Raw genomic sequence first — 12,726 nt, forward strand, 5'->3', positions numbered from 1 at the left:
AAACTCAGCTAACATTTAAGTAGAAGATAATTTCAAGTAATGATATTATAATAAAAGTAAATATTATATAAATTTTAAGGAGCCAGTAAATGAAATATTATTTAGCACCAATGGAAGGAATCACAGGATACATATATAGAAATTCATATGCAAAATTCTTTCCTAGTTTTGATAAATATTTTACGCCTTTCATTATTCCAAACGAAAGCAAAAGTTTAAAAACTAAAGAACTAATAGATGTTCAACCTGAAAATAATAAAGGATTAAATATAGTTCCTCAAATACTAACTAATGATGCAGAAGGTTTTATTATAACTGCAAATAAATTAAAGCAGTTAGGTTATAATGAAATTAATTTGAATTTAGGATGCCCTTCTGGAACAGTGGTTGGGAAGGGGAGAGGCGCAGGATTTCTAGCAAACAGGGATGAATTAGATAAATTTTTAGATGAAATATTTAAAATAGATAATATGAAGATTTCTATAAAAACGAGAATAGGAAAAGATAGACCAGAAGAGTTTTATGAACTTATAAAAATATATAATAAATATCCTTTGGAAGAATTAATTATTCATCCTAGAACACGAGAAGATTTTTATGGAAACAAACCTAACTTAGAAGTATTTAAAGATGCATTATCTTTAAGCACAAATAAAGTATGTTATAATGGTGATATTTTTACCGTAGAAAATCATAACAAATTAATAGAAACTTTTCCGAGTGTAAATACAATTATGATTGGAAGAGGAATATTAGCGAATCCAGGATTAATAAATGAAATTGAGAATAATATCAATATAGATAAAAAAACTTTAAAAAAGTTTCATGATTATATTTTGAATGAATATATAGAATTATTTCCACAAGAAACAGGTGCTTTATTTAAAATGAAAGAGTTGTGGTCATATATGATTTATATGTTTTCAGATAATAAGAACTATATTAAAAAAATAAGGCAAGCGCAAAATTTAATAGATTATAATAAAGAAATTGCGAATTTGTTTATGGAACAAAAAATTATAGAAGGAGCAGGCTTATTTAGTAAAAGATATTAAAATGATTGATATTAATCAGCAAAAAAAGTTCATGACATATATTTGGAATAAAATATAATACGATTTACTATGCTTCTTAATAAATAGCAACAAAGAGAATTTTGCTAGTACAATTAAGTTGGATTTGATATAATCAAACATAATTCGACAGGATGAAGATATATTTAATATATGAGGTGAAAATATGAGAGAAAACTTTAAATTTAAGGATAGTGATGGTATTGAATTAAATGTATACAAATGGATTCCTAAAGATGAAAAAATAGGAATAGTACAAATATCTCATGGAATGACAGAAAATGTACTAAGATATGATGAATTTGCAGAATATTTAAATGATAAAGGTTTTATTGTATATGGTCATGATCATAGAGGACATGGATTAACTGCAAGGACAAAAGAAGATTTAGGATATATAGCTGATAATGAAGGATTTGATTGGTTAGTTAGAGATTTATATGAATTAATTTCTAATGCTAAACAAGAGAATAAAGGGTTACCAATTTATTTATTTGGACATAGCATGGGATCATTTGTTAGTCAAAGATTTGTAGAATTACATGGAAAAGACATAGATGGATTAATACTATCAGGAAGTAATGGAGAACCAACTAAATTAACACCATTTGGAATATTAATATCTAGATTAGAAATTAAGCTTTTTGGAAGAAAACATACTAGTAAAGTTATGGATAAATTATCTTTTGGAAATTTTAATAAAAAATTTAAACCCAATAGAACTCCTTATGACTGGTTATGCAGTGTAGATAGCGAAGTAGATAAATATATTGCTAATGAACATTGCGGATTTGTGTGCTCTTCCTCATTTTATTATGATCTTTTAAGAGGACTTAAGGAAATTCATAATGAGAAAAATTTTATATCCATACCGAATGAATTGCCAATATATATATTAGCTGGAGATATGGACCCTGTTGGATTCTTTGGGAAAGGAATAATGAATTTATATGAAAAACTAAAGAATAATGGAATTAAGGATGTTAAATATAAACTTTATAAAGATAAACGCCATGAAATATTGAATGAAGATAATAAAGAGGAAGTAATGAACGATATTTCAATTTGGTTATTAGATAAAGTTAATAGTAAGAATGCATAATTAAATTAATCAAAACTAATTTTCATAATTAACTTATTGTAAAATTATGAAAAAGTAGTTTATACTAAATATAGTAATTTATTATATTTAGTATTTAATTAACTGGGGTGAAAATGTGAGAGAACTAAAGAGTGTTGAAGAAAAAATTTTAGATAGATCACTTTACCTTTTTGGTAAAAATGGATCTACTAATGTGCCCATAAGAACTATTGCAAAAGAAGCTAATGTAAATGTAGGGGCAATAAATTATTACTTTGGAAGCAAAGATGAAATGATAAGAACTGTTCAGAGATTTTATATAGAAAATACAATAGCTGCTTATTTACCATTAGATAATGATGAACTAAATGATGAAGAAAAGGTAGTTTTATGTCTTAATGAAATAATGGAATATTCATTAAGATACCCAGGAGTTATTGTAATGCATAAAGAAGCAGTAAATGCTGAAGTTAAGGATGAAATGTCTAATCAAATTATAAATATAACAGCTAGTATGAATGAGAAGCTTGATAAAATTTTAATAAAGGTTTTGGATAGCTCAGAAGAAGATTTTAAATATCATAGAATGATTGTTTTATCATCAGTTTTATATCCTACAAGTGATAAAAATATTCAAGTATTTAATGAAGAATTTTTAAAAAATAAAGATGGAAGAATAAATTACATAAAATACATATTAAAAATATTAAAAGGAAATAGATAAATTATAGAAGTCATCTAATAGAATTAATTAGATGACTTTTTAATTTGTTATAAATAAAACAAAATGTTTAAAACATATTGTTTTAAAATTTAAAATGCTTTATAATTTGCTTATAAACAGTATGAAATTTTATTCATAGGTTTTAGTTGATAATAAAGTCAATGAAATCGTTAACTATTAAATATAGAGGAGGTCTTTTTATGTATTATAACAATCTTTTTAGTCCTATAAAAATAAGAGGGATGGAAATAAGAAATAGAGTGGAGTTTCCAGCTATGGGAACTAAGATGTTAAATGGTAGTAAATATGTTACTGACCAATTAATAAATTATCATGTGGCTAGAGCACGTGGAGGAAATGGTATTAATTTTACTGAAGTATGTTCAGTTTATGAAAAAGCTTCACCTAAGAATTTTTTAGCGATTTCAGATGATAAGTACATTCCAGGATTAAAGAAATTAGCTGATGCAATTCATGAGGCAGGGGCTAAAGCAGGTGTACAGCTTTGGTTAGGTGGATCAGCTGTAATGTTTAGTGGTGATACAGATGTTAATGTAGTACTTCCAAGCGAATTTAAGGTTGGAGATGACTATGTGATACCAGGTGCAAGTATAGAGGTTATTAAAGAATGTATTGCTGCATTTGGAAAAGCAGCTAAACGTGCTGTGCAAGCTGGTTATGATGCTATAGAATTTCATGCGGGACATAATTATACACCGCATTCTTTCTTAAGTGGAGCCTTTAATAAAAGGACAGATGAATATGGAGGAACCTTAGAGAATCGTGGGAGATTCCTGATTGAATGTATAGAATCAATCCGTAATAATATTCCAGAAGATATGCCTTTATTTATGCGTATCGATGCTCATGATGATTGTTTAGAAGATGGACTTACAATTGAAGAAGTTATTGAATTTTGTAAATCAGCTAAAAAGGCAGGCGTAGATGTATTAGATGTGTCTAGAGGAAATTTCTCAAGTGCTGCGATAAAATATGAAGTGCCACCAGTAGATTTGCCAAGAGGATTTAATGTAGAAAACGCAGCTAGAATTAAAAAAGAAACTGGAATGATTACAGTTGCAGTAGGAAGAATAAATGCCCCTGAACAAGCTGATGAAATTATAAGAAGTGGTAAAGCAGATATGGTTGTAATTGGAAGGGCTCAATTAGCAGATCCTGAGTTCTGCAATAAAGCTATGAATGGAAAAATAGAAGATATTATAAGATGTGTAGGTTGCAATCAAGGCTGTTATGATGGATATGCATCTCCAGAGGTTCCATTTATAACATGTATGAGAAATCCTGCACTGGGAAGAGAAGCGGAATATGGTTTATTAAAGACAGATTCACCTAAAAAAGTATTAGTAATAGGTGGTGGAGTGTCTGGGTTAGAAGCTGCAATAAATTTAAAGGATATAGGACATAATCCAATAGTTTGTGAAGCTTCTGATTCACTTGGAGGACAGTTTGTTCTTGCAGGTGCAGCTCCTAGAAAGGGAGAAATGAAAGAAGCCGCAATTTCTATGGGAGAAATGGCTAAACGAAAAGGAATAGAAATAAGGCTTTCAACAGTAGTTACCCCTAAGGTTATTGAAGAAATAAATCCAGATGTAGTAATAGTAGCAGTTGGATCTGAACCAATTAATTTAAAAGTATCAGGAGCTGATTTAGAAAATGTAACTAATTCACATGATGTACTTTCAGGAAAAGTTAATATTTCAGGAAAAGTTGTAATAATAGGAGGAGGACTTGTTGGCTTAGAGGTTGCAGAATATATTTCAGGTAAGGCAGATAAGATAACTGTAATTGAAATGCTTGACCAAGTTGCAAAAGACTTAGGACAACTTCGTAAAATTTGTGTTATGGAAAATTTATTTGCTGAGTCAATCAATACTATTACGAATGCTAAATGTATTGAAATAAAAGAAAGCTCAGTTGTTATAGATAATAAAGGAAGTATAGAAGAAATTGAATGTGACTCAGTAGTTGTATCTATTGGAGCAAAATCTCGTAAATTCAATGAAATATCAGATTATTGTGATAAAAACAATATAAAATATTATACTATTGGAGATGCAGTTAGAGCTCGTAGGGCTTTAAATTGTATTGCAGAGGCTGTAGAAGTGGCAAGACAAATATAAAATAGAGATACTCTTAAAAACATATAAAATTATAGTTGGACATAATTAATTTAAAAAATAAGTTGAAGTTATATGTGATATTATGTTAAAAAATTAATATAATAAAGAAAATGTGCAATTGCACAAAGAATATTATTCAATTGCAAGTTGAAATATATAATTAACAGGTAGTATAATGAAAAAAAGATAAATAATAAAGCAGCGGAGCTTATTTAAAAGATTAAGCTTCGCTATTTTTTAAATAAATAATTACAAAAAAATCAATATATATATAAAATAATTACAAACAAAGGCGTTATGTATAAATTATATTAATGTCTTTGTTTGTTTTTATATAGAAATACATTTATTTAGCGAATGAAAATAAAAAATTTTATTACATTGAAAGAAGGGGATTTTTATGAAAAAAGTGTTAAGAAAAATAGCTGCTATAGTTACTGTAGCCTCAATGTGTATGCTGTCATTTACAGGATGTAGTGAAACTAAAAGTGGGGGCAGTAGCTCATCCGGTAAAGAGTCTGATACTATCAATTTAGGCTTTGTACTTCCTTTAACAGGTAGTGTTCCTAATCTTGGTAGTGCAATGAAGAATGGTGCAGAGCTAGCAATTGAAGAAATTAATAATGCTGGTGGAATTAATGGAAAAAAAATTAAAGCTACTATTGAAGATGATGAAAATAAACCAGCTACTGCACCAAATGCTATTACAAAATTAATAGAACAGGATAAAGTTGATGCAGTACTCGGAACATATGCGAGTAGTTGTTCAATCGCAATGGCCCCAATTGCAGCTCAAAATAAAAAAGTTATGCTTTCTATTGGTTCTACAAATGCTAAGGTTACAAGTGAAGGTGGAGAATATGTATTCCGTGCGTGCTTTATAGATCCATTCCAAGGGAAGATAGCAGCAGAGTATGCATATAACGATTTAGATGCAAAAAAAGTTGCAGTTTTATATGATGTTGGAAAAGACTATTGTGTTGGAATTTCAGATACATTTAAAGAAACAATTACAAGTTTAGGTGGAGAAATTGCATATGAAGGAAAATATAATACTGGAGAAAGTGATTTCAAATCTTACTTAACAGAAATAAAAAATAAAGGTGTAAAAGTACTATATATACCTGATGATTATGATGTTGTAGGATTAATTGCAAAACAAATAAAGGAAATTGGTTTGGAAGTTCAATTATTAGGTAGTGATTCATGGTCAGATCCAGGACTTATAGAAGTTGGAGGAGATGCAGTTGAAGGTGCATATTTTACAGATCACGTATCGATTAAATCTGAAAAATTAGCTAAGTTTGCAGAGACTTATAAAAATAAATTTGGACAAGATCCAGGTGCATTCTCAGTATTGGCTTATGACTCAGTATACATTATTTCAGCAGCAATTAAAAATGCAGGAAGTACAGACTCAGATGCAATTAAAGATGCATTAAATAAACTAGATGAAGATTGTGGAACTACACACTATAAATTTGATGAAAATAGAGATCCTATTAAGAGTGTTGTAATAAATCAAGTTAAAAATGGACAATTCGAATTTGTAAAAGAAATTGAACCTAAATAGGGAAGATTAGGGGAAATTATATAAAATGTTTGCAGCAAATTGTATAAAATAATGCAAGCATTTTATATAGCTTATAGTACAGATTATAGGGAGGCGAAAAAAGATGAATACTTTGGTGCAGCAAATCGTGAATGGTATTTGTCAGGGGAGTGTTTATGCACTCATAGCAATAGGATATACCATGGTATATGGAATTATAAAATTAATTAACTTTGCACATTGTGATATTTATATGTTTGGAGCATACGCAGGATACTTTGCTGTTTCAGTATGCAGATTTGGTTTTTCAGGAACATTAGTTTTTGCTATGGTAGCATGTGCAGCATTAGGAATGCTCATAGAAAGAGTTGCATACAAACCATTGCGTAATTCACCAAAAGTTACATTATTTATTACTACAATGGGTGTGGAATTATTGTTACAAAATTTAATTAAAACAAATGTCCTCGCAGGACCAAATACAAAATCATTTCCTGAAATATTACCTTTAACATCATATAAATTAGGAAGTATCATCATAAGCAATTATCAAATTATTGCTGTTCTTACAACATTATTACTTTGTATTATATTACAATTTATTATTAAGAAGACAAGTGTTGGGAGAGCTATGAGAGCTACTTCTTTTGATATGGATGCAGCAGCATTAATGGGAATTAATACAAATAGAGTTATTTCATTAACTTTTGCATTGGGATCGTTACTCGCAGGAACTGCCGGAGTATTAGTTGGTATGTTATATCCAAAACTAACACCAGCAATGGGGGTTATGCCAGGTTTAAAATCATTTGTAGCAGCTGTTCTTGGTGGAATTGGAATAATTCCAGGAGCAATGGTTGGTGGAATTATTATGGGACTAATTGAAACTTTATCAAAGGTTTATATTAGTTCAGGTTTATCAGATGCAATAGCATTTTCAATACTTATAATTATTCTTTTAGTAAAGCCAGATGGCTTATTTGGAAAGAATGCAAGAGAGAAAGTGTAGGTGAAAAGATTTATGGATATTAATGCAGAAAAAATGAATTTTAAAAAAAGTATAAAAAAGACCTACATTAATAATGCTGTTACTCTCGGAGTTATATTGATTATATACTGGATAGCATTGATGATGATTCAAATGGGTATTATGGATAACTATACCCTAAGAATTATAAAGCAGGTTGGTATATTTATGATAGCGGCATTTGGACTTAATTTAATACTAGGGTTTACTGGTCAGCTTACTATGGGACATGCAGCTTTTATGTCAATTGGTGCATATGGTTCTGCAATAATGACTCAAAATTTTAATATGCCTTTTGCAGTATCATTAATTGTAGGAACTATAGTAGCATGTATTTTAGCCGCAGCAATAGGTTATCCAATCTTAAGATTAAAAGGTGACTATTTAGCAATATGTACATTAGGATTTGGTGAAATTGTTAAAGTTATTATTCAAAACATCGATTATGTAGGCGGTGCTAGAGGAATGACAAGCATACCTACAAAGTCAAGTCTCTTAATTATTTTCTTGTGTGTATGTGGATGCTTTGCATTTCTTAAAAATTTACTGCATTCATCTAAGGGAAGGGCTATAATGTCAGTCCGTGAAGATGAAATTTCTGCTGAAGCAATGGGAATAAACACTACAAAATATAAAATGATCGCTTTTATAATCGGAAGTGGCATGGCTGGGCTTGCAGGAGGATTGTATGCCCATTTTAATACATTTATTGATCCAGTAACATTTAATTTCTCAAAATCATTTGAATTAATTACTTATGTTGTACTTGGAGGAATGGGAAGCCTATCAGGAACAGTAATTGGAACATCTATATTAATATTTTTGCCAGAATCATTACGTGGTTTAGGTGATGCATTAAAGGAAAATCGTATGTTAATATATGCATTTTTACTTGTTTTAATGATGATCTTTAGGCCAGATGGAATCTTAGGCTCTAAAGAAATAACAGTAAAAGGTATAGTTAAATGGATAAAAAAATTATTTTCTAAGAAAACTTCTAAATCAGAAACAAAGGTAGGTGCATAGCATGGCTTTATTGAATGTAGAAAATCTAACAATAAAATTCGGAGGATTGACAGCAGTTTCTGAAGTGAATATGGAAATTGGAGAGGAAAGTCTTGTAGGCCTTATTGGACCTAATGGAGCTGGAAAAACAACATTGTTTAACATGCTTACAGGTGTTTATAAACCTACATATGGAAAGATAGAATTTAATAATGAAAGAATTGATGGTATTAAGCCTTATGATATAGCGTCAAAAAGAATTTCAAGAACATTTCAAAATATTCGTCTATTTAAAGAATTAACCGTTCTTGAAAATGTAATGACAAGCTTTGACTGTCAAGCTAAAACAAGTTTGCTTGGATCTGTTCTTCATACTCCAGGGCAAATTATAGAAGAAGAAAGCATGAAAGCAGAAGCAATGAACTTCTTAAAAATTATGAAATTAGAGAATAAAGCTAACGAGCTTGCAAAAAATTTACCATATGGAGAGCAGAGAAGGTTAGAAATTGCCAGAGCTTTAGCTGTAAAGCCTAAGTTATTATTATTAGATGAGCCAGCAGCAGGAATGAATCCACAAGAAACAAAGGAATTAACAGATATGATTAGATGGATTAAGGATGAATTTAAAATATCTGTATTACTTATTGAGCATGATATGAAGCTGGTTATGAATGTTTGTGAATATATTTATGTTCTTTCATTTGGTCAGATTATAGCAAATGGAGTACCAGAAGAAATACAAAAGAATCCAAAGGTAATAGAAGCATACCTTGGAAGGGGGGCTGATAAGCATGCTTAAAATTGAAAATATTAATGTATACTATGGAGCAATTCATGCAATACATGATTTAAGTATTGAGGTAAATGATGGAGAAATAGTTACTTTGATTGGAGCAAATGGAGCAGGAAAAACTTCAACTCTTAGGGCAGTTAGTGGTTTAAATCCAGTAAAAAGCGGATCTATAAGCTATGATGGTAAAATTATAAGTAATATTGCACCGCATAAAATTGTGGCTGCAGGTATAAGTCAGGTCCCAGAAGGAAGGTGTGTTTTTGGAGATCAGACTTGTGAAGAAAACTTACTTTTAGGAGCTTATCTAAAAAGAGATAAAAAACAAATTAATGAATCCATGGAAAAAGTTTTTGCATGGTTTCCACGTATTAAAGAAAGAAGAAATCAATTAGCAGGAACACTTTCAGGCGGAGAGCAGCAAATGCTTGCAATTGGACGTTCACTTATGGCTTCACCTAAATTATTATTATTGGATGAACCATCAATGGGGCTTGCGCCGATAGTTGTTGAAGAAATATTTGAAATTATTAAAAGCATACGTAAAGAAAATACTACAATTCTGCTTGTTGAGCAAAATGCAAATGCGGCACTTCAAATTGCAGATCGTGGTTACGTAGTTGAAACAGGAAATATAGTTTTGGAAGGATGTGCAGATGACTTACTACATGATGATGCTGTAAGAAAAGCATATCTTGGTGATTAATATAAGTTATAAGGGAGAGGATTATATGGAACGATTTGTGATTGCAATTACAAGACGTGCAGGTAGTGGAGGAACTACAATTGGTAAAATGCTTGCTGATGACTTTGGTATAGATTTATATGATAAAAAGCTTCTCCGACTTGCATCAGAAGATAGTGGCATTAATGAGGCTCTATTTGAAAATGCAGATGAAAGAATAAAAAATAGTTTGTTATATCGTGTATCTAAAAAAGTTTACAAGGGAGAATTAATACCTCCTGAAAGTGATAATTTTGCTTCTGATAATAACTTGTTTAATTATCAGGCAAAAGTATTACGTGAACTTGCAGAGAGAGAATCATATGTTGTAATAGGGCGTTGTGCAGATTATGTATTGAAAGACAAGCCAAATGTATTTAAAATTTTCCTATATGCTTCTGATGATTTCTGTATTGAACATGAAATTTACTATTTATGTACAGAGAAAAAAGAAGCAATGAAATATATAAAGAAATGGGATACCTACAGAAGTGAATATTATACTTATCACACAGGAAATAAATGGGAAGATATGAAAAACTATGACTTGTGTATTGATACAGGAAAATTAGGATTCGAAAAAACAGTAGGGTGCATAAAAGAATATATGAAGCTTAGGATGGGGACACTTTAGTAAAAAAGCTGGTGTAATAGACATCAGCTTTTTTGTATGTAATATAAATTGGAATTTGTCTTTTAATGATCAGTTATCAATGATCAATTTTCAATGAAGGATGAAAAACTTTCAGTTTTTCTAAGACTATAGTATTGCATCTATATTTGCCAAAGCAAATGTAATTCGCTGTTTGATTAGGAAACATATTTTTCTTCCAGAAAAATATTGGCTATAGTGCTAAGTTCATGCTTCACTAAGCACTATATGCCAGCGAATGTTATGGCTAATGCCATAGCAATGCAATATATATAATAAAAAGCTGTAAGCTTTTTTCCTTCATTGATTATTGAAAGTTGACTATTGAGAATTGATAAACAAATTCTAGTTTGTAAGATAGCACTTAATCTTTGTTTTTTATAAGATTTCCAACACTTCTACAGTATAATTTTCACCAGGAGCATTAACTTCCACTATGTCACCAGATTTTTTTCCTAATAAAGCTTTACCAAGGTCAGATTCTATGCTTATACACATATTTTCAGGGTCTACATCCATGGTAGTTACAAGGGTTATTGTATCCTCATCGTCATCTTCTACAAATTTTATTTTTGCTTTGCTATTAACTCCGAGAACGGATTTATCTATATCATCTTCATCTATTATGGTAGCTGTACTAATCATAGATAACAAGTATTGTATTCTATTATCATTCTCTCTATAATTTCTGCATGCTTCCTTATATTCAGCATTTTCTGATCTATCTCCATGTGCAGCAGCAACTAATTTTTCTTTTGCTATTTCTGCTCTTTTAACAGTCATTCTATATTCTAATTCTTCCTGAAGTTTTTTCATATTTTCTGATGTTAATTGGTTATGCATAAAAATTAACTCCTCTCAAAAGATGTTCTGCTACTATTATATAACATATGAAAAAAAATAAAAGAGACTTACAATAAAACATTATAATATTAACAGAGCTATTATTAGTAAAGAATTATATTAATTTAATAATAAAAATGTATCATTAATTAAAAATTAGTGATACTCTTTATGTGTAGTATAAAATTGTTGATAAGATATATGGAGAGAGTAGGTATGAACAATACAAAAGTATGGGCACATAGAGGTGCATCAGCTTATGCACCGGAAAATACTTTGGAAGCATTTAAACTTGCAGTAGATATTGGGTCAGATGGAATAGAACTTGATGTTCAGCTTTCAAAAGATGGAGAACTTGTTGTAATACATGATGAAGAAATAGATAGAACAAGTAATGGAAAAGGATTTGTTAAAGACTATACATTAAAAGAGCTTAAAAAGTTTAATTTTAATCACTCGAATTCAAAGTACCATAAGGTGAATATTCCGACTTTAAAAGAAGTTTTCGAACTTTTGAAATCAACTGAAATGGATATTAATGTTGAACTCAAAACAGGTGTGTTTTTTTATGAAGGAATAGAGGAAAAAGTATTGTCTCTAGCAAAAGAAATGAAAATGGAAGAACGTATAATATATTCTTCGTTTAATCATTATTCAGTAATGAAAGTAAAAGAATTAGATGAAAATGCTAAAATAGGGTTGCTGTATTGTGATGGATGGATAGATGTTATAGATTATGCAAAAAAATTAAAAGTTGATGCTTTGCATCCATGGAACTGCAATCTTAAGTATGATAATCTTATAGAAAAATGTAAAGAAGAAAATATAAAGCTTCACGTTTGGACAGTAAATGATGAAAGAGAAATGAAGTATTTAAATAAAAATAATATTGATGCAATAATAACCAATTATCCGGATAAAGCAAGAAGAATAATAGGAAATGAATAGTAAGTAAAAATATGAAAAGCAAACTTTCAAATATAAAGAACTCCATTTATATGGTAGTGTTTATATGAGATAAAATTATTAAACAATGTGAATTGATTATATTTTACAAAACTTGAAAAAAAGAAATGCAGATAGATGTAAACAAATCTATCTGCATTTCTTTTTT

12 protein-coding genes are annotated in these 12,726 nt (G+C 29.7%); 11 read left to right on the forward strand and 1 reads right to left on the reverse strand.

The genetic code is table 11. From position 1 onward, the window contains the following. Nucleotides 1-89: 89 nt before the first annotated feature. The 10 genes from BN2920_RS06285 (at nt 90) to BN2920_RS06330 (ending at nt 10,751) form a co-directional block, all read left to right on the forward strand. Nucleotides 90-1,055: a tRNA dihydrouridine synthase gene (locus BN2920_RS06285; RefSeq protein WP_058294158.1), complete on the forward strand. Its 966-nt coding sequence runs from the start codon at nt 90-92 to the stop codon at nt 1,053-1,055. Nucleotides 1,056-1,239: 184 nt separating this feature from the next. Continuing rightward, the gene (locus tag BN2920_RS06290) at nt 1,240-2,175 is read left to right on the forward strand and encodes an alpha/beta hydrolase (protein WP_058294159.1); all 936 of its coding nucleotides are present in this window, start codon (nt 1,240-1,242) and stop codon (nt 2,173-2,175) included. Between the two features lie 115 nt (nt 2,176-2,290). Next, a complete protein-coding gene (locus BN2920_RS06295) occupies nt 2,291-2,878 on the forward strand; it encodes a TetR/AcrR family transcriptional regulator (protein ID WP_058294160.1) in 588 nt (195 codons plus the stop codon). A 200-nt stretch (nt 2,879-3,078) separates the two neighbouring features. After that, nucleotides 3,079-5,019: a bile acid Fe-S flavoenzyme BaiCD gene (gene baiCD / locus BN2920_RS06300; protein WP_058294161.1), complete on the forward strand. Its 1,941-nt coding sequence runs from the start codon at nt 3,079-3,081 to the stop codon at nt 5,017-5,019. Between the two features lie 400 nt (nt 5,020-5,419). Continuing rightward, nucleotides 5,420-6,592: an ABC transporter substrate-binding protein gene (locus BN2920_RS06305; RefSeq protein ID WP_058294162.1), complete on the forward strand. Its 1,173-nt coding sequence runs from the start codon at nt 5,420-5,422 to the stop codon at nt 6,590-6,592. 103 nt (nt 6,593-6,695) lie between these two features. Next, nucleotides 6,696-7,580, forward strand: a complete 885-nt coding sequence (locus tag BN2920_RS06310; protein WP_058294163.1) for a branched-chain amino acid ABC transporter permease — start codon at nt 6,696-6,698, stop codon at nt 7,578-7,580. Between the two features lie 12 nt (nt 7,581-7,592). Continuing rightward, on the forward strand, nt 7,593-8,624 hold the full coding sequence (locus BN2920_RS06315) for a branched-chain amino acid ABC transporter permease (protein ID WP_083498725.1): 1,032 nt from the start codon (nt 7,593-7,595) through the stop codon (nt 8,622-8,624). Nucleotide 8,625: 1 nt separating this feature from the next. Further along, entirely contained in the window at nt 8,626-9,402 is a 777-nt protein-coding gene (locus BN2920_RS06320) for an ABC transporter ATP-binding protein (RefSeq protein ID WP_058294164.1), read from the forward strand. Further along, a complete protein-coding gene (locus BN2920_RS06325) occupies nt 9,395-10,099 on the forward strand; it encodes an ABC transporter ATP-binding protein (RefSeq protein ID WP_058294165.1) in 705 nt (234 codons plus the stop codon). The genes BN2920_RS06320 and BN2920_RS06325 overlap by 8 nt, the downstream gene beginning before the upstream one ends. A 25-nt stretch (nt 10,100-10,124) precedes the next feature. Beyond that, the gene (locus BN2920_RS06330; RefSeq protein ID WP_058294166.1) at nt 10,125-10,751 is read left to right on the forward strand and encodes a cytidylate kinase-like family protein; all 627 of its coding nucleotides are present in this window, start codon (nt 10,125-10,127) and stop codon (nt 10,749-10,751) included. A 396-nt stretch (nt 10,752-11,147) separates the two neighbouring features. Here the strand turns inward: BN2920_RS06330 and BN2920_RS06335 are convergent, their stop codons facing one another. Beyond that, entirely contained in the window at nt 11,148-11,612 is a 465-nt protein-coding gene (locus BN2920_RS06335) for a GreA/GreB family elongation factor (RefSeq protein WP_058294167.1), read from the reverse strand. A gap of 216 nt (nt 11,613-11,828) precedes the next feature. On the opposite strand from BN2920_RS06335, the gene BN2920_RS06340 reads away from it, so the two are divergent. Further along, nucleotides 11,829-12,560, forward strand: coding sequence for a glycerophosphodiester phosphodiesterase (locus BN2920_RS06340; RefSeq protein ID WP_058294168.1), 732 nt, complete (start codon nt 11,829-11,831; stop codon nt 12,558-12,560). The last annotated feature ends 166 nt before the right edge of the window (nt 12,561-12,726 follow it).

The organism is Clostridium neonatale (assembly GCF_001458595.1).
Taxonomy (GTDB): domain Bacteria; phylum Bacillota; class Clostridia; order Clostridiales; family Clostridiaceae; genus Clostridium; species Clostridium neonatale.